Annotated in this window: 31 protein-coding genes and 1 pseudogene; 1 reads left to right on the top strand and 31 read right to left on the bottom strand. The window is 40.6% G+C overall.

Features of this window, described 5'->3' with window-relative positions; translation table 11 throughout:
- Positions 1 to 425: 425 nt before the first annotated feature.
- The gene (locus tag EO127_RS08605; protein WP_127448924.1) at positions 426 to 2,165 is read left to right on the top strand and encodes a class I SAM-dependent methyltransferase; all 1,740 of its coding nucleotides are present in this window, start codon (positions 426 to 428) and stop codon (positions 2,163 to 2,165) included.
- A 247-nt stretch (positions 2,166 to 2,412) separates the two neighbouring features.
- Here the strand turns inward: EO127_RS08605 and rplQ are convergent, their stop codons facing one another.
- The 31 genes and pseudogenes from rplQ to tuf all read right to left on the bottom strand — a co-directional run.
- Positions 2,413 to 2,751, bottom strand: a complete 339-nt coding sequence (gene rplQ / locus EO127_RS08600) for a 50S ribosomal protein L17 (protein ID WP_009353923.1) — start codon at positions 2,749 to 2,751, stop codon at positions 2,413 to 2,415.
- A gap of 14 nt (positions 2,752 to 2,765) precedes the next feature.
- Positions 2,766 to 3,773 (bottom strand): DNA-directed RNA polymerase subunit alpha, encoded by a 1,008-nt coding sequence (locus EO127_RS08595; RefSeq protein ID WP_127448923.1) that lies wholly within the window; start codon positions 3,771 to 3,773, stop codon positions 2,766 to 2,768.
- Positions 3,774 to 3,824: 51 nt separating this feature from the next.
- Complete coding sequence (gene rpsK, locus EO127_RS08590; protein ID WP_009353912.1) at positions 3,825 to 4,214, bottom strand: 30S ribosomal protein S11; 390 nt, start codon at positions 4,212 to 4,214, stop codon at positions 3,825 to 3,827.
- A gap of 15 nt (positions 4,215 to 4,229) precedes the next feature.
- Positions 4,230 to 4,598: a 30S ribosomal protein S13 gene (gene rpsM / locus EO127_RS08585; protein WP_126939407.1), complete on the bottom strand. Its 369-nt coding sequence runs from the start codon at positions 4,596 to 4,598 to the stop codon at positions 4,230 to 4,232.
- A gap of 22 nt (positions 4,599 to 4,620) precedes the next feature.
- Positions 4,621 to 4,734, bottom strand: coding sequence for a 50S ribosomal protein L36 (gene rpmJ / locus EO127_RS08580; RefSeq protein WP_007391661.1), 114 nt, complete (start codon positions 4,732 to 4,734; stop codon positions 4,621 to 4,623).
- 26 nt (positions 4,735 to 4,760) lie between these two features.
- On the bottom strand, positions 4,761 to 4,979 hold the full coding sequence (gene infA / locus EO127_RS08575) for a translation initiation factor IF-1 (protein ID WP_009353944.1): 219 nt from the start codon (positions 4,977 to 4,979) through the stop codon (positions 4,761 to 4,763).
- A 23-nt stretch (positions 4,980 to 5,002) separates the two neighbouring features.
- Positions 5,003 to 5,773 (bottom strand): type I methionyl aminopeptidase, encoded by a 771-nt coding sequence (map, locus tag EO127_RS08570; protein WP_127448922.1) that lies wholly within the window; start codon positions 5,771 to 5,773, stop codon positions 5,003 to 5,005.
- 3 nt (positions 5,774 to 5,776) lie between these two features.
- Positions 5,777 to 6,340: an adenylate kinase gene (locus EO127_RS08565; RefSeq protein ID WP_009353894.1), complete on the bottom strand. Its 564-nt coding sequence runs from the start codon at positions 6,338 to 6,340 to the stop codon at positions 5,777 to 5,779.
- Between the two features lie 11 nt (positions 6,341 to 6,351).
- Positions 6,352 to 7,614, bottom strand: coding sequence for a preprotein translocase subunit SecY (gene secY / locus EO127_RS08560; protein ID WP_127069344.1), 1,263 nt, complete (start codon positions 7,612 to 7,614; stop codon positions 6,352 to 6,354).
- 1 nt (position 7,615) lies between these two features.
- The gene (rplO, locus tag EO127_RS08555; RefSeq protein ID WP_009353906.1) at positions 7,616 to 8,056 is read right to left on the bottom strand and encodes a 50S ribosomal protein L15; all 441 of its coding nucleotides are present in this window, start codon (positions 8,054 to 8,056) and stop codon (positions 7,616 to 7,618) included.
- A 19-nt stretch (positions 8,057 to 8,075) separates the two neighbouring features.
- Positions 8,076 to 8,255, bottom strand: a complete 180-nt coding sequence (gene rpmD, locus EO127_RS08550) for a 50S ribosomal protein L30 (protein ID WP_009353936.1) — start codon at positions 8,253 to 8,255, stop codon at positions 8,076 to 8,078.
- A gap of 14 nt (positions 8,256 to 8,269) precedes the next feature.
- The gene (rpsE, locus tag EO127_RS08545) at positions 8,270 to 8,770 is read right to left on the bottom strand and encodes a 30S ribosomal protein S5 (protein ID WP_009353893.1); all 501 of its coding nucleotides are present in this window, start codon (positions 8,768 to 8,770) and stop codon (positions 8,270 to 8,272) included.
- Positions 8,771 to 8,788: 18 nt separating this feature from the next.
- On the bottom strand, positions 8,789 to 9,151 hold the full coding sequence (rplR, locus tag EO127_RS08540; RefSeq protein ID WP_126939411.1) for a 50S ribosomal protein L18: 363 nt from the start codon (positions 9,149 to 9,151) through the stop codon (positions 8,789 to 8,791).
- Positions 9,152 to 9,182: 31 nt separating this feature from the next.
- Entirely contained in the window at positions 9,183 to 9,728 is a 546-nt protein-coding gene (gene rplF / locus EO127_RS08535) for a 50S ribosomal protein L6 (protein WP_127069343.1), read from the bottom strand.
- Between the two features lie 24 nt (positions 9,729 to 9,752).
- Positions 9,753 to 10,151: a 30S ribosomal protein S8 gene (gene rpsH, locus EO127_RS08530; RefSeq protein WP_009353887.1), complete on the bottom strand. Its 399-nt coding sequence runs from the start codon at positions 10,149 to 10,151 to the stop codon at positions 9,753 to 9,755.
- Positions 10,152 to 10,179: 28 nt separating this feature from the next.
- Entirely contained in the window at positions 10,180 to 10,449 is a 270-nt protein-coding gene (rpsN, locus tag EO127_RS08525; RefSeq protein ID WP_126938385.1) for a 30S ribosomal protein S14, read from the bottom strand.
- A 17-nt stretch (positions 10,450 to 10,466) separates the two neighbouring features.
- On the bottom strand, positions 10,467 to 11,006 hold the full coding sequence (gene rplE, locus EO127_RS08520; RefSeq protein WP_009353920.1) for a 50S ribosomal protein L5: 540 nt from the start codon (positions 11,004 to 11,006) through the stop codon (positions 10,467 to 10,469).
- A gap of 28 nt (positions 11,007 to 11,034) precedes the next feature.
- Complete coding sequence (gene rplX, locus EO127_RS08515) at positions 11,035 to 11,352, bottom strand: 50S ribosomal protein L24 (RefSeq protein WP_126939413.1); 318 nt, start codon at positions 11,350 to 11,352, stop codon at positions 11,035 to 11,037.
- A gap of 16 nt (positions 11,353 to 11,368) precedes the next feature.
- Entirely contained in the window at positions 11,369 to 11,737 is a 369-nt protein-coding gene (gene rplN / locus EO127_RS08510; protein ID WP_009353930.1) for a 50S ribosomal protein L14, read from the bottom strand.
- Positions 11,738 to 11,761: 24 nt separating this feature from the next.
- Positions 11,762 to 12,022 (bottom strand): 30S ribosomal protein S17, encoded by a 261-nt coding sequence (rpsQ, locus tag EO127_RS08505; protein ID WP_009353932.1) that lies wholly within the window; start codon positions 12,020 to 12,022, stop codon positions 11,762 to 11,764.
- 39 nt (positions 12,023 to 12,061) lie between these two features.
- A complete protein-coding gene (gene rpmC, locus EO127_RS08500) occupies positions 12,062 to 12,262 on the bottom strand; it encodes a 50S ribosomal protein L29 (protein WP_009353915.1) in 201 nt (66 codons plus the stop codon).
- Positions 12,252 to 12,689, bottom strand: coding sequence for a 50S ribosomal protein L16 (rplP, locus tag EO127_RS08495; protein ID WP_009353916.1), 438 nt, complete (start codon positions 12,687 to 12,689; stop codon positions 12,252 to 12,254). The genes rpmC and rplP overlap by 11 nt, the downstream gene beginning before the upstream one ends.
- Positions 12,689 to 13,354: a 30S ribosomal protein S3 gene (rpsC, locus tag EO127_RS08490; protein ID WP_009353925.1), complete on the bottom strand. Its 666-nt coding sequence runs from the start codon at positions 13,352 to 13,354 to the stop codon at positions 12,689 to 12,691. The genes rplP and rpsC overlap by 1 nt, the downstream gene beginning before the upstream one ends.
- 18 nt (positions 13,355 to 13,372) lie before the next feature.
- Positions 13,373 to 13,708, bottom strand: a complete 336-nt coding sequence (rplV, locus tag EO127_RS08485) for a 50S ribosomal protein L22 (protein ID WP_126939415.1) — start codon at positions 13,706 to 13,708, stop codon at positions 13,373 to 13,375.
- A gap of 11 nt (positions 13,709 to 13,719) precedes the next feature.
- Positions 13,720 to 14,001 carry a 30S ribosomal protein S19 gene (gene rpsS / locus EO127_RS08480; RefSeq protein ID WP_126938380.1) on the bottom strand — a complete coding sequence of 94 codons (282 nt, stop codon included), beginning with the start codon at positions 13,999 to 14,001 and terminating at the stop codon, positions 13,720 to 13,722.
- 22 nt (positions 14,002 to 14,023) lie between these two features.
- The gene (gene rplB, locus EO127_RS08475; protein WP_126938379.1) at positions 14,024 to 14,854 is read right to left on the bottom strand and encodes a 50S ribosomal protein L2; all 831 of its coding nucleotides are present in this window, start codon (positions 14,852 to 14,854) and stop codon (positions 14,024 to 14,026) included.
- 23 nt (positions 14,855 to 14,877) lie between these two features.
- Positions 14,878 to 15,162 (bottom strand): 50S ribosomal protein L23, encoded by a 285-nt coding sequence (gene rplW / locus EO127_RS08470; RefSeq protein WP_126939416.1) that lies wholly within the window; start codon positions 15,160 to 15,162, stop codon positions 14,878 to 14,880.
- On the bottom strand, positions 15,162 to 15,785 hold the full coding sequence (gene rplD, locus EO127_RS08465) for a 50S ribosomal protein L4 (protein WP_127069341.1): 624 nt from the start codon (positions 15,783 to 15,785) through the stop codon (positions 15,162 to 15,164). The genes rplW and rplD overlap by 1 nt, the downstream gene beginning before the upstream one ends.
- Positions 15,786 to 15,810: 25 nt before the next feature.
- On the bottom strand, positions 15,811 to 16,452 hold the full coding sequence (gene rplC / locus EO127_RS08460; protein WP_127069340.1) for a 50S ribosomal protein L3: 642 nt from the start codon (positions 16,450 to 16,452) through the stop codon (positions 15,811 to 15,813).
- 19 nt (positions 16,453 to 16,471) lie between these two features.
- Complete coding sequence (gene rpsJ / locus EO127_RS08455; RefSeq protein WP_009353924.1) at positions 16,472 to 16,783, bottom strand: 30S ribosomal protein S10; 312 nt, start codon at positions 16,781 to 16,783, stop codon at positions 16,472 to 16,474.
- A gap of 159 nt (positions 16,784 to 16,942) precedes the next feature.
- A pseudogene (tuf, locus tag EO127_RS08450) lies at positions 16,943 to 17,275 on the bottom strand (elongation factor Tu); the annotation flags it as partial.

Here is a 17,275-nt window from a genome sequence, read left to right as displayed (position 1 = left end):
TGCGGGGCGCGGAGGGAAGAGGAAAATTATGAGCAAGGGAGTTTGAGTAAAGAGAGACCCAGAAGGAAGGAGGACGCAAGAGACATGACGTTGTGAAGAAAAAAAAAAAAAAATTTAAAAATTAAACCCCCCCCCCCCCCGCATTTCCGTTGGTTATACTACATATAACTATTTTTTATTTCAAAATTATTCTCATTTACTTATCCTATAGTATATTCATTTTTACATCCATATATACCGTAACAGTTACGACAGAAAACATTTGTTTTCTCTACCAAATAATTCCAGTACATAGTCACTATAGATAATAAGTATGTAATTTATCTCTTTTCTGTTATACTAATGATACGATAAGTAAATTACATAAACCATTTACAAGACTTTCTGAGTCGGTCTAGGACACCTCAGAGAATAAAGGAGTTTTTATGCGATACAACACACGAATGACTACAGAGCAAGCCAAAGAAATCTATGCTGACTTAGGGTATCTTTCCCAGCCCTTTCCTTATGCGTCTGCTCCGTTCCTTGAAAGTTACGCTCGTCTATTAGGACTTTCACCAGCTCCTGCCAGCACAGCTCGTATTTTGGAAATCGGATCTTCCTACGGTGGCAATTTAATTTCCCAAGCCCTGTTCTATCCGAAGGCTACTTTCACAGGTATCGAAATTGCCCCGACTCAAGTGAGCGTGGGTAAAACCTATATCGATCAACTAGGTATCACTAATCTAAATTTGCTAGAAGGTGATGTGAATGAAAGTCACGAGCACCTCGGCACCTACGATTACATCATCGCCCATGGCTTCTATTCTTGGGTAGATGAGGAAACAAAAGACAATTTCCTTCGCCTCTGTAAAGAACATCTCGCGGAGAACGGTATCTTGTACATGTCCTATAACACTTACCCAGGTTGGCATAAAATGGACAGTGTGCGTGCCCTCTTGGAGTTTGCAAATAAAGATGTGGACACATTAAACCATCGTGAAAAGGTGCGCCACGGTAAAACGGTGGCAAGTAAGCTAGGTGCTCTCATGCTCGAATACGATACAGTAAAAAGCCAACAAGCATCCTTTTTACAGTCTTTACGTCAAACATTGCAAAAACAAGACTGCTATGTTGGTCATGACCATTTAGAGCCAGTGAACACGCCGGTGTACTTTCACCAATGCATAGACCATATGACAGAGCATGGATTCACCTACCTCTGCGACTGTGATCTAAATTTATCATTCCCTGATGTATATGACGAAACATTGCGCACTAAATTACAAGAGCTAGCCCCTCATGACCCATTGGCACGAGAACAGTACATCGATTTCATACTGAACACAGCATTCCGAAAATCCTTGTTTACCCACAAAGGGTCTACACCAAAACGCATCACTGAATCATCTATCACAGATGCAGGATTCCAACACAACTTGGAAGAATTCTTATTCACCATTCGCATTCCATCGGAGCATTTAGAACCCATCTTTGAAGACTTGGCAAAACGAATGCCTATCTCCGTAACAAATTCTAATACTACTCAGGTGCATGCAATGAATAGTGATACTAACTCCGTTAGTACTTCTAATCATATATCAGCAGACAACTTAGACAATACATGTCCTACTGGCTCTGCAGCTAAAACATTAGTAGACTTGTTCCAACAAGAGGGCCCTCACTTCTATATAAAACACAACACAATAGTGACCTATACAGGAGAGCATGCCATTCCTGACATGTGCCTACCATTGTTCTATCAATTCTTAGTAGAACACATCATTCAAGGTGGTATCAGCCTGTCCGTGTTGGAAACAGAGCATCCATTCAAACATCATATTTTTGAAGAAAAGAAAAGCTATATCCCTGAGCGATACATTCCATTCGTAGAGATTATGCCTCAAGAAGGCGTGAACGCCTATATCTATCCTGGTAATCGCTACAATGATCCTATTTCCGATTTTAACGAAGAAGATTTAGAGTTCATGAAACTCCTCAACAAACCAACTACAAAACACGATGTGATGTGCAAAATCTACGAGGCTATGACAGAAGAATCCATTAGCCCTCTAGCCTTACAACAATCCAACAAATATACCATGATCCTTGCTTTCTACGAAGAAATGATCCGCCGTATGGAATACTTCGGCTTCTTAGAAGTGGACGAAGCACAATTTAATTAAGTATAACAAAACAGCGACTCCATCCTACCGGACAGAGTCGCTGTTTTTCTATTATATTTAGGCTATATACTAAATGTTGGGGCTACTCACATAAGAGTAGTCACCACTTATAGCAAAGTTCCACAATACTCCCTACAGCAAGGTAGCACTCTATCCATCAGATAGAATACCTGTATGCCCTCCAAAAGCAAAAAAGGCTGCAACAGAATGAGTGAAACTCATCCTATCACAACCAGATTGCGTTTGATTATACAAGCTCAAGAATAGCCAATGGAGCTGCATCGCCTTTGCGAAGGCCAAGTTTAATTACACGAGTGTAACCACCGTTGCGCTCAGCATATTTTGGAGCAATTTCATCAAATAATTTTTTTACTGCATCTTCGTTCATAAGAAAAGCAAGAACTTGACGACGAGCATGTAAGTCGCCACGTTTGCCCAATGTAATCATTTCATCAACATATTTACGAAGCTCTTTTGCTTTTGCTTCTGTTGTTTCAATGCGTTCATGTACGAAGAGAGATGTTACCATACCGCGGAACAACGCTTTACGAGCGGAACTGTTGCGGCCTAATTTTCTGTATGCCATTAGTCTTTCTCCTCTTATTCGCTTTGAGATGTTAGGGATTCATTACCCTCATTGTAAGATTGTAATTTCTCTAGAATTTCTTCTACAGATTTTTTCCCTAAATTGCGGATTTTTCCTAATTCGTCTTCTGTTTTACCAGTCAAGTCACCGATTGTATGAATGTTAGCACGTTTCAAGCAGTTGAAAGCACGAACAGACAACTCAAGATCTTCAATAGGAATCGTCGTTGGTCCTTTAGGTTCAGCATCTTTATCGCCACCTTCTTGACCATTAGCAGTTGTAAATTCAGCTTCACTTTCACCAACATCGATCATGTCATAAGAATGAGCTAATCGAGTGAAGTTTCCTAAATAGGAAATCATGATAGCCGCTGATTTAGCAATTGCATCAGATGCTGTAATAGAACCATTTGTCCAAACTTCTAAAGTAAGCTTATCAAAGTCCATTTCGTTGCCCACACGGACATCGCTGACTTCATATTTCGCTCTTAGAATTGGCGAGAAGATAGAATCAATTGGAATTTGACCAATCGTATCATCTTCACGTTTATTCTTAGTAGATGGTACATATCCTTTACCGCGTTCGATACGCACATCCATTACAAGATGAGCTGCTTCATCCATTGTAGCAATTACCAATTCTGGATTTAAGACTTCGATTTCAGGTGGCATGAATTGAATCAAATCACCTGCTGTTAATACTCCATCTTTACGAACATCGATATGTACATCCATCGGTACAGGTGCTTCCTCTTCAAGACGAATGCACAACTGTTTAAGGTTCAGAATAATATCGGATACATCCTCACGAACACCTTCAATCGTAGAGAACTCATGAAGTACTCCGTCAATCTTGATGGAAGTAATTGCTGCTCCATCTAAGGATGAAAGCAAAATGCGACGCAAGCTATTACCGAGAGTAATACCATAACCACGATCCAATGGCTCGCATACGAATTTACCGTAGCGGCCATCTTCAGTCATTTGTACTTTCTCGATTCTAAGTTTTTTTTCTTCGCTCATCAGGTATACCCTCCTCTAAAACTTGTCACTATTCTAAGTATATAGCTCAGATTATACGCGACGACGTTTTGGAGGACGACAGCCGTTATGAGGAATTGGAGTCACATCTTTAATGCTAGTTACTTCAAGACCAGCTGCTTGCAACGCACGAATCGCTGCTTCACGACCAGATCCTGGACCTTTAACAAATACTTCTACAGTGCGAAGACCGTGTTCCATAGCTGCTTTTGCCGCTTGTTCAGCTGCCATTTGTGCTGCAAATGGAGTGGATTTACGGGAACCACGGAAACCTAGACCACCAGCAGATGCCCAAGAAAGAGCATTACCGTTTACGTCTGTTACTGTAACGATAGTGTTGTTAAAAGTGGAGCGAATATGCGCTGCACCAGATTCGATATGTTTCTTTTCTTTTCTTTTGGATCTAACTGTTTTCTTAGCCACAATATCCCTCCTTTATTATTTCTTCTTACCTGCGATTGCTTTACGAGGACCCTTACGAGTACGAGCATTTGTCTTCGTACGTTGACCACGACATGGAAGTCCCATACGATGACGTTTACCGCGATAGGAGTTGATTTCAATTAAGCGTTTAATGTTAAGGGCTTCTTCACGACGAAGATCACCTTCTACTTTATACTCTGCATCAAGAAGTTCACGGATTTTAGCTACTTCATCTTCACTTAAATCACGAACGCGAGTATCTGGATTGATACCAGTTTTTGCTAATACTTCTTTAGCAAGAGTAAGACCGATACCGTAAATATAAGTTAAACCAATTTCCACACGTTTGTCACGTGGTAAATCTACACCGGCTATACGTGCCATCTATTCATCCACCTCCTATCAATTATCCTTGTTTTTGTTTATGTTTTGGGTTTTCGCAAATAACCATTACACGGCCTTTACGTTTAATAATTTTACATTTTTCGCATATCTTTTTAACTGATGGTTTAACCTTCATAAGTACCTCCTTTGTGGATCCTATGCTTACTTAAAGCGATAGGTGATGCGACCACGGCTTAAGTCATATGGTGTCAGTTCCATAGTAACTTTATCACCAGGAAGGATACGGATAAAATTCATACGCATTTTACCTGACACATGAGCCAAAACCACATGCCCATTTTCCAATTCTACTTGGAACATAGCATTTGGTAATGCCTCAACGACCGTACCTTCCACTTCAATAACGTCTTCTTTTGACATATCTTTCATCCTCCGGTTACTGGTTATTGTATTAACCTCGGTGTATCACGCATAGTAAGAATTTCTGTACCATGTTCAGTAATAGCTACAGTGTGTTCAAAGTGTGCAGCTGGTTTACGATCCATTGTGACCGCTGTCCAGTTGTCTTCAAGCACTCTTACCTTGTGCGTGCCCATAGTAATCATTGGCTCAATACAGATGACCATTCCTGGTCTAAGTTCTGGACCTTTGCCCTTAGTACCATAATTTGGAACTTGTGGATCTTCATGCATGTTTTTTCCTAAACCATGTCCTACGAAATCTCGTACAACACCATATCTATGACGTTCAGCATGAGATTGTACTGCATGAGAAATATCTCCCACATGATTGCCTGCCACAGCTTGTTCAATCCCTTTAAAGAGACATTCTTCTGTAACTTTTAGTAATGCATGTACTTTAGGACTTACTTCTCCTACAGGAACTGTAATCGCAGAATCCCCATGATATCCATTCACAGATGATACTAAATCAATGCTGATGACATCGCCATCTTTTAGTATACGAGATGCACTTGGAATCCCATGTACCACTTCATGATTTATGGAAGCACAGATAGTTGCTGGATACCCATAGTAACCAATGCAGCTTGGAATTCCTCCATGGCTGCGAATATATTCTTCGGCAAATTGGTCTAACTCAAGCGTTGATACGCCCGGCTTTACTAATTTAGCAAGCTCGGTTAACGTCGCTGCTGTCAGTTGAGATGCCTTTCGGATATGCTCAATTTCTTCGGGCGATTTAAAAATAATCATTGATTATTTCTCCAAAGCCGTAACGATATTTGCAAATACTGTGTCCACATCCTGTAAGCCGTTGATTTCTACATATTGACCACTATTACGGTAATAATCGATCAATGGTTTAGTAGACTCTTCGTATACAGCAAGACGTTTCTGTACTGTTTCCGGTTTGTCATCATCACGATTTTCAAGACGTGCTCTTTCACTGATGCGTCGAACCAACTCTTCAGATGGAACACTTAAATTAAGTACAGCATCAAGAACTATGTTCATTTCTTTTAAAATCGCATCCAAGGAAACAGCTTGTGCTGTAGTTCGAGGGAAGCCATCTAAAATGAAACCTTGTTTACAGTCATCCTTGGACAAGCGTTCACGAACGATGCCAATGGTAACGCTATCTGGAACAAGTTGTCCAGCATCCATATATTTCTTAGCTTCTAATCCTAATGGAGTAGACTCTTTTACAGCGGCACGGAACATGTCACCTGTAGAAATTTGAGGGATACCATATTTTTCAATCAGACGAGCTGCCTGCGTGCCTTTACCAGCACCTGGAGGTCCCATTAATAAAATATACATATCATAATCTCCTATTTCACAAAGCCCTTATATTGGCGTGTTAATACTAAAGATTCTACTTGTTGCATTGTATCTAATGCTACGCCCACTACGATGAGTAGTGCTGTACCACCAAAGTACACACCTTGAATGCCTGTCAATCCACCAATCATATTTGGCAGGATTGCAACGAAAGCTAAGAAAAATGCACCTACTAATGTAATTCGAGTCATTACTCGGTCTACATAGTCAGCAGTCGGTTTTCCTGGGCGAATACCTGGGATAAAACCACCGTGTTTTTTCATATTATCTGCCATATCCGTAATATTGATTGAGATAGCTGTATAGAAGTATGTAAAAAATAAAATCAATACAGCATACAAAATAGTCTGTATCGGCGTTCCCCATTGGAAATAACTTGCAACAGTTTGTACCCATGGTACTTGTACAAATTGTGCCAATGTAGCTGGAAACATCAATATGGATGACGCAAAGATAATTGGGATAACCCCTGCTTGATTGACTTTCAAAGGCAGGAATGTTGAGTGACCACCATACATTTTTCGTCCTACCACACGCTTAGCATATTGGATAGGAATACGACGTTGGCCTTGTGTCACAGCAATTACAAGAACGATCATAGCTACCGCAATGATAGCAAATAGAATCGCTTGAAATACATTAATTGTACCTACTTGTAGGTATTGGTAAATGGTCTGAACCCCATCAGGGAATCGTGCCACGATACCAGCAAAGATAATGAGTGAAATACCATTACCTATGCCATGAGCTGTAATTTGTTCCCCCACCCACATCAACAAGCAAGTACCTGCTGTAAGGATGATGGAAATCAAAATAACAGACATGAAGCTATTATCAATGAGCGCATTGCTAGCACGTAATGCATAGGTCATACCAAAAGCTTGGATGAAGCCAAGGATAACTGTACCATATCGTGTCACTTTTGCAATTTTCTTGCGCCCTTCTTCTCCATCTTTACTCCATGCTTCAAATGTTGGTACTACTGCCCCTAACAATTGCATAATGATTGATGCATTGATGTATGGGGTAATACTCATTGCAAAGATAGAGAATTTACTTAACGCACCACCGGCGAACAAATCTAGTAAACCAAATAGGTTACCACTGGTGAATAAGCTTTCAATAACAGATGCCTCTACGCCAGGTACCGGGATATGGATACCTAAGCGAAAGACAATGAACATAAGTAATGTATAGACTACTTTGTTACGTAATTCCGTTACTTTAGTGATGTTCAAGAGGCTATCTAGCACCCTAGATCACCTCTACTTTTCCACCTGCTGCTTCGATTTTTTCTACTGCAGATTTTGTAAAGCCGTTAGCGATAACAGTTAATTTACGTTCTAAAGTTCCGTTACCAAGGATACGGATACCATCACGTACATTTTTCAAAATACCAGCTTCAATAAGAGCTACTGGATCTACAGTTGCACCGTCTTCAAAACGATTCAATTGGGATACATTAACTTCTGCATATTGAAGTGCAAAGATATTTTTGAAACCACGTTTTGGTAAACGACGATAAAGAGGCATTTGGCCACCTTCGAAGCCAGTGCGCACACCGCCACCACTACGAGAATTTTGACCTTTTTGACCACGACCGGAAGTTTTACCTAAACCGGATCCAAGACCACGACCTACACGAGTACGAGTTTTTTTGGAACCTGCAGCCGGAGCTAATTCATGAAGTTTCATTCGTGCACCTCCTTATCTATTATACTTCTTCTACTTTTACTAAATGTCTAACTTTATGAAGCATACCTTCGATTTGAGGTGTTACTTCTTTAACTACTTGGGAGTTAGTTTTTTTCAATCCAAGAGCTTTAACAGTCGCACGTTGATCTGCAGGACGACCGATTAAGCTTTTTGTTAATGTTACTTTAACTTGTGCCATTATTGGTCTCCTTATTAACCGTAAATTTCTTCAAGAGTTTTGCCACGAAGTGCAGCTACGTCTTGAGCTCGTTTTAATTGAGCTAAACCTTCTAGTGTTGCGCGAACCATGTTGTTAGGATTGGAAGATCCTAAAGATTTAGTTAAGATGTTACGAACACCCACTAATTCCAATACAGCACGAACTGGGCCACCAGCGATAACTCCAGTACCTTCTGCAGCTGGTTTCAAGAATACGCGGCCTGCGCCGAATGTTCCTGTAACTGTGTGAGGGATTGTACCATTTTTAATAACAACATGAATAAGGTTTTTCTTAGCATCATCAATGCCTTTACGGATTGCATCAGGTACTTCCGCAGCTTTACCTAAGCCAACACCTACATGACCGTTGCCGTCACCAACAACTACAAGGGCGCTGAAGGAAAAACGACGACCACCTTTAACAACTTTGGCTACGCGGTTGATGAATACTACTCTTTCTTTAAGATCAAGAGTTGTGTAATCAATTCTTGCCATGTCTATAGTTCCTCCTTCTTAGAATTTTAAGCCTGCTTCACGAGCACCTTCTGCAAGGGCTGCTACACGACCATGATAAATGTAACCACCGCGGTCAAATACTACTGTATCGATACCTGCAGCAATTGCTTTTTTCGCAACAGCTTCACCAACTGCTTTAGCAGCAGCTACGTTACCACCGTAGGAAAGATTTAATTCTTTATCTTGAGAGCTAGCAGATACTAATGTTTTGCCAGCTACGTCATCAATGACTTGAGCATAAATATTGCTTAAAGAACGGAATACGTTCAAGCGAGGACGTGCAGCCGTACCAGAAATGTGACGACGTAAACGTAAATGACGTTTTGCACGAGCAATTTTGCGTTTGGATGTTCCTGCCAAGATGTCCACTCCTTTCTAATGTAAACTGTTATTACTTACCTTTAGCGCCAGCTTTACCTGCTTTACGACGAACAACTTCGCCTTCGTAACGGATACCTTTACCTTTGTAAGGTTCTGGTTTTCTCCATTTACGAATATCAGCTGCTACTGCACCAACAACTTCTTTGTCAGCACCAGAAACAACAATTTTATTAGGAGCTGGGACATCGATTGTAATACCAGCAGGAGCTTCCATCTCTACTGGATGGGAGAAGCCCAATGTTAAAGCAAGTTTGTTACCTTGCTTAGCCGCTCTGTAACCAACGCCATTGATTTCTAAAGTTTTAGTAAAGCCTTCATGTACGCCTGTTACCATGTTAGCAACAAGAGCACGAGTTAAACCGTGTAAAGAACGGTGTTCTTTTCCATCGCTAGGACGAGTTACTGTGATTACATTTTCTTCAACAGCAATGTTGATGTCCGGATGGAAAGTACGAGTTAATTCACCTTTTGCACCCTTAACTGTTAACGTATGCTCGTTTTGAGTTACCGTTACGCCAGCTGGGATCTCGATAGGCATTCTACCGACACGTGACATTCTTTCTACCTCCTATTGCTATGATTACCAAACGTAAGCGATTACTTCGCCACCTAAGCCTTCTTTACGAGCTTGTTTGTCGCTCATGATGCCTTTAGATGTAGAAATAACTGCGATACCTAAACCACCAAGTACGCGAGGAAGTTCTTCCTTTTTCGCGTATACACGTAGGCCTGGTTTAGAGATACGTTTAATACCGGTAATTACTTTTTCATTATTAGAACCATATTTCAATGTTACTTTTAAAGTAGCATGTTTTTCATTTTCAATTGTTTCAACTTCCTTAACGAAACCTTCGTCTTTAAGGATAGCTAAAACAGCAGCCTTCATTTTAGAAGCAGGGATTTCAACTGTTTCATGAAGTGCAGAGTTTGCATTACGGATGCGTGTCAGCATATCCGCAATCGGATCTGTCATTACCATCTTCTAAAAACCTCCTCTCGTTATCCTATTACCAACTAGCTTTTTTCACGCCAGGGATTTGTCCTTTGTACGCCAATTCACGGAACGCAATACGGCTAATACCGAATTTACGCATATAACCATGAGGACGACCTGTTAAGTTGCAACGGTTGTGCAAGCGTGTTGGGGATGCGTTGGCAGGTAATTTGGATAAACCTTCATAATCGCCTGCTGCTTTTAACGCTTCGCGTTTTGCTGCATATTTTGCAACGATACGTGCACGTTTTTTCTCACGTTCGATCATAGATTTTTTAGCCATCTATCGTTTCCTCCTAATTATTTTTCAAAAGGCATGCCGAATTGTGCCAATAATTCACGAGCTTCTTCGTCAGTGTTAGCTGTTGTTACGAAGATAATATCCATACCTGTTACTCGTTCTACTTGATCGTATTCGATTTCAGGGAAGATTAATTGCTCTTTTAGGCCTAATGCATAGTTACCACGACCATCAAACGCTTTTGCGCTGATACCACGGAAGTCACGCACGCGAGGCAATGCCGCATTAATCAATTTATCGAGGAATTCATACATGCGTTCGCCACGAAGAGTTACTTTTGTGCCAAGAGGCATACCTTCACGAACTTTGAAGTTCGCAATGGATTTTTTCGCGCGAGTTACGACTGGTTTTTGACCAGCGATAATTTCTAAATCTTTAACAGCTGCGTCCAATGCTTTGGAGTTACCAACAGCATCGCCTACGCCGATATTGATTACGATTTTTTCTAATTTAGGAATTTCCATTACGTTGCCATATTGGAATTTCTCTTGTAAAGCCTTCTTAATTTCAGAAGTATATTTTTCTTGTAAACGAGACATTTTGTAAAAGACCTCCTTTCCTTATCAATTAAAGTTTAGCGCCACTTTTAACAGCTACGCGAACGAAAGAACCATTTTCCTCAACTTTTTTAGTACGAGTTGGAACTTTTTGTTCAGGATCTAACACCATTACATTGGATACATGGATTGTACCTTCTTTTTCAATGATGCCACCTTGAGGGTTCGCTTGGCTAGGTTTTGTATGACGTTTAACTAGGTTAAGACCTTTTACAGTTACTCGTTCTTTTTTGATATCAACAGCGATAATTTCGCCTTGTTTACCTTTTTCCTTGCCGGAGATAACAACAACTGTATCACCTTTTTTAACATGTAGTTTTTGGGACATGTTGAGCTCCTCCTTCTTATAACACTTCTGGAGCAAGGGAGATAATTTTCATGAAGTCTTTTTCACGAAGTTCTCTTGCTACAGGTCCGAAAATACGAGTTCCGCGAGGGCTTTTGTCGTCTTTAATAACTACAGCAGCGTTCTCATCGAAACGGATATAGGAACCATCTTGACGACGGATGCCTTTTTTAGAACGAACAATAACGGCTTTTACAACGTCGCCTTTCTTGACAACGCCACCGGGTGATGCATCTTTTACAGAAGCAACGATTACGTCACCAATATTGCCAAATTTACGGTAAGAACCGCCCATCACTTGGATGCACATAATGCGTTTCGCACCAGTGTTATCGGCAACATTCAAAATTGTTTGTTGCTGGATCATGACTTTTCCTCCTTACATCACTGATTATTTTTGTCTTTCAATAATTTCTACAACTCTCCAACGTTTATCTTTAGATAATGGACGAGTTTCTACGATTTTTACGATATCGCCAACTAAGCATTCGTTGTTTTCATCATGTGCTTTAAAACGTTTGCTTGTTACCATTGGCTTGCTATATAATTCGTGAGGTACTTTACGATCGATTTGTACAACAACTGTTTTGTCCATTTTGTTGCTTACAACTTTACCTACACGTGCTTTTCGTACATTTCTTACTTCTGCCACGACTTTAAGCCTCCTATTCAATCCAAACAAAATTTGTTATTATGCGTTACCTTTAATTTCTTCTTCTCGTTGTACAGTTTTGATACGAGCGATAGTTTTTTTAACTTCACGGATACGCATTGGATTTTCTAATTGACCAGTAGCGAGTTGAAAACGTAGGTTAAACAACTCTTCTTTCAATTCGGAAACTTTAGTGTTCAACTCGGCAGCGCTCAAATTGCGAATGTCATTAACCTTCATTTACGTCACCACCCAATTCTTTACCCTTAACAACGAACTTCGTTTTGATTGGAAGTTTATGGCTTGCAAGACGCATAGCTTCACGAGCCACTACTTCTGGTACGCCGTTCATTTCAAACATTACACGTCCTGGGCGAACTACTGCTACCCATTTTTCTGGAGAACCTTTACCGGAACCCATACGAACGCCTGCTGGTTTTGCAGTGATTGGTTTATCAGGGAAAATTTTAATCCAAACTTTACCACCACGTTTAATGTAACGTGTCATAGCAATACGGGCTGCTTCGATTTGACGGTTTGTGATCCAAGATGGCTCTAATGCTACTAAACCGAAATCACCATGAGCAACTTTGTTACCACGCATTGCACGGCCTTTCATACGACCGCGGAATTGTTTACGATGTTTTACGCGCTTTGGAATTAGCATTAGTTGTCACCTTCTTCCTTTTTAGATGTTTGTTTAGCTTCTGGCAAAACTTCACCTTTGTAGATCCATACTTTAATACCGATGCAACCATATGTTGTATGTGCTTCTGCTGTTGCATAATCGATATTAGCACGAAGTGTGTGAAGTGGAATGGAACCTTCACGGTAAGATTCGCTACGAGCGATCTCTGCACCACCTAGACGACCAGATACCATAACTTTGATACCGTTAGCGCCTAAACGCATAGTGCGACCTACTGCTTGTTTCATTGCACGACGGAAGCTTACACGGCGTTCCAATTGGCTAGCAATGCTTTCAGCAACAAGTTGAGCTTCCATGTCTACTTGTTTAATTTCAGCAATGTTTACATCGATTTGTTTATCTGTAAAACGTTTCAATTCTTTACGGATATCTTCGATTCCTTGTCCACCTTTACCGATAACCATACCTGGTTTAGCAGTGTGGATAGTTACTTTAATACGTTTATTTGTACGCTCAATTTCAATGCGGGAAATACCAGCAATGAAAAGTGTTTTCTTCAAGAAGGTACGGATTTTTACGTCTTCATGAAGGTTAGATGCGAAATCTTTATCAGCATACCATTTTGCGTCCCAATCTTTTACGATACCAACACGCAAGCCATGTGGATTTACTTTTTGACCCACTCTGTTTCCCTCCTTCGATTAAGCTCTTTCTTTAACAACTACTGTTACGTGGCTAGAACGTTTCAAAATTTTGAAAGCCTGTCCACGGGAACGAGGATGAATGCGTTTCATTGTTGGACCTTGATCAACGAAGATCTCAGACACATAAAGATTTTCTACATTCATGTCAAAATTGTGTTCTGCATTTGCGATAGCAGATGTCAAAACTTTAGTTACTACATCGGCGCCAACTTTCGGAGTAAACTTCAAGATGGCAAATGCTTCGCCGATGTTTTTACCGCGCACTAAATCTGCAACGATGCGGATTTTACGAGGCGCAATACGAATATGTCTAGCGATTGCTTTTGCTTCCATGTTAAATCCTCCTATTTTCTGCCTGTAGTTTTTTCGTCCTTACCATGACCTTTATAAGTACGTGTAGGAGCGAATTCACCTAATTTATGACCTACCATATCTTCTGTAATGAATACAGGTACATGTTTGCGACCATCATGCACAGCAATCGTATGGCCTACAAATTGTGGGAAAATAGTAGATGCACGGGACCAGGTTTTTACTACTTTTTTATCATTAGTTTCATTTAAGGCATCAATTTTTTTCAGAAGAGATTCTGCAACAAAAGGGCCTTTTTTAATTGATCTGGACACTGTTATATCTCCTTCCTATATCCTATTTTGTACGACGTTTAACGATTAACTTGCTAGAAGCTTTTTTCTTGTCGCGAGTTTTAACGCCATGAGCTGGTTTACCCCAAGGTGTAACAGGATGTTTACGACCAACTGGAGATTTACCTTCACCACCACCATGTGGATGGTCACAAGGGTTCATTGTAACACCGCGGTTGCCAGGACGAATGCCTTTCCAACGTTGACGGCCAGCTTTACCAATAGTGATATTTTCATGGTCAATGTTAGATACAACACCTACTGTAGCACGGCATTCTACGCGTACACGACGAAGTTCACCAGATGGTAAACGAAGTAATGCATAGTTGCCTTCTTTCGCCATTAATTGAGCGGAAGTACCAGCAGAACGAACGATTTGTCCGCCTTTACCAATTTTCATTTCGATGTTGTGTACTTGAGTACCCAATGGGATATTAGCCAATGGTAACGCGTTACCTGGTTTAATATCGGATTCAGGACCGGAGTAAACTACATCACCCACTTTAAGACCATGTGGAGCAATGATATAACGTTTTTCACCATCTGCATAGTTTAACAATGCGATACGAGCACTACGGTTAGGATCGTATTCGATTGTAGCTACGCGAGCTGGGATATTATCTTTAGTACGTTTGAAGTCAATAATACGGTATTGACGTTTATGACCGCCACCTTGATGACGTACTGTCATTTTACCAGTGTTATTACGACCACCTTTAGAAGTTACTTTTGCGAGCAAGGATTTTTCAGGTTTGCTTGCTGTAATTTCAGTAAAGGCAGACACTGTCATAAACCGACGACCAGCGGAGTACGGTTTAAATGATTTAATTGCCATTATTGGGCCTCCTTACTAGACTCTTATACACCTTCAAATAATTCAATAGATTCGCCAGCTTTTAGAGTTACGATAGCTTTTTTGTAATCGCTACGTTTACCCATTGTGCGACCCATGCGTTTAGTTTTTCCTAATACACGGATAGTGGCTACTTTTTCTACTTTTACGTTGAAGATAGATTCAACAGCTTTACGGATTTCTACTTTGTTCGCAGTCAAAGGAACTTGGAAAGTATATTTGTTTTCTTGCATTAACAAAGTTGTTTTTTCTGTAATGATTGGACGAATTAATACATCAAATTTGTTCATTATCCAAGCACCTCCTCAATTTTTGCAATAGCACCTTCAGCGATGAAGAGTTTGTCGTGGTGCAATAAATCGAAGATATTGATATTTGTGTATGGAAGTGCTTTCACACCTTGGATGTTACGAGCGGATAATTCCACATTTACATCACCATCAGTGATGAAAAGAACTTTTGCGTCACCAACTTTGAAGTTATTAAGGATGTTTAATACATCTTTAGTTTTTGGTGCGGCTAATTTCAATTCGTCGATTACGAACAATTCGCTGTGATTTACTTTATCAGATAATGCAGATTTAACTGCTAAGCGTCTAGCTTTACGAGGCATAGCTTTATAGTAGCTACGAGGTTGTGGACCAAAAGTGATACCACCACCTACCCAAATTGGGGAACGGCTAGAACCAGCACGAGCACGGCCTGTACCTTTTTGTCTCCAAGGTTTTTTACCGCCACCGCGTACTTCTCCTCGAGTTTTAGTTGCATGTGTACCAAGTCGTTCGTTAGACAATTGACGAACTACGGCTTGATGCATAACAGCAGCGTTTACTTCAACACCGAATACTGCATCATTCAACTGGATTTCGCCGACTTTAGCGCCGGACATGTTGTATTTAGTTACTGTTGGCATTATGTATCCTCCTTTCGACAATTAGTTATTTAACAGGTTTTACTGTGTTGCGAACCATCACTAGGCTACCTTTAGCACCAGGGATGCCACCTTTGATTAATAAAAGGTTACGTTCAGCATCAACTTTTACAACAGATAGACGTTGTACAGTAACTCTGCCACCACCCATTTGTCCAGGAAGTTTTTTACCTTTAAATACTTTACCGCCGCCACCGGAGATCATTGGACCGATGGAACCTGGTTCACGATGAGATTTGGAACCATGAGTTTCAGGACCACGGCTAAAGTTATGACGCTTAATTGTACCAGCGAAACCTTTACCTTTACCTGTACCCACAACATCTACTAGCTCACCTTCTGCGAAGATATCAGCTGCCAGAGTTTGGCCCACTGTGTAATCAGTTGCTTCAGCAAGGCGAAGTTCACGAAGATATTTAACTGGCGCTACGCCGGCTTTATCGAACTGGCCTTTTACAGGTTTAGTTAAATGTTTTTCTTTAATGGAACCGTAACCAAGCTGTACCGCATTGTAACCGTCGGATTCAACAGTTTTTACTTGCACTACTACGCTAGGTGTAGTTTCCACTACAGTGACAGGAACTAGTTTGCCTTCAGTTGTGAAGACTTGAGTCATTCCTAACTTTTTACCCAAAATAGCTTTAGACATAATCGCACCTCCTTATTTCTTATAATTTTATTTCAATAGATACACCAGCTGGCAAATCAAGGCGAGTGATTGCATCTACTGTTTTCGAATTTGGCTCAATAATTTCTACTAAGCGTTTATGTGTACGCATTTCGAATTGTTCACGGGAATCTTTGTTAACATGTGGAGAACGAAGAATCGTGAAAATATTTTTTTCTGTAGGCAATGGAATTGGTCCAGAAACCAACGCGCCATTGCGTTTTGCAACGTCTACAATACGTTGAGCACTTTGATCTAATGCTTTATGATCATATGCTTTCAAGCGAATACGGATTTTTTGTTGTTTTGCCATTGTTATATATCTCCCTTCGTCCATTTCCAGAATGAACTGCTCCATAGAAATTCTCCCTCTCGAGGGCAACCTTCTATATCATAGTTTATACACAACCTAAGAGCGGCAAGTTTGCCGCTCCTTGATTGCACGGTTTATATAGATAATCTTTCAGTCAGATTATGCTTCGATAGCTGTAACAACACCAGCGCCTACTGTATGGCCACCTTCGCGGATCGCGAAACGTAAACCTTCTTCAATAGCGATTGGAGTGATAAGCTCGATGTTCATAGTGATGTTATCGCCAGGCATACACATTTCTGTACCTTCTGGTAAGTTGATAACGCCAGTTACGTCAGTTGTACGGAAGTAGAATTGTGGACGGTAGTTGGAGAAGAATGGAGTATGACGGCCACCTTCTTCTTTTGTCAATACGTATACTTCTGCTTTGAATTTAGTGTGAGGTTTGATGGAACCTGGTTTAGCCAATACTTGACCACGTTCGATGTCTTT

The organism is Veillonella sp. 3310 (assembly GCF_003999875.1).
Classification (GTDB): domain Bacteria; phylum Bacillota; class Negativicutes; order Veillonellales; family Veillonellaceae; genus F0422.
This window is presented reverse-complemented; position numbering and strand designations above follow the sequence as displayed.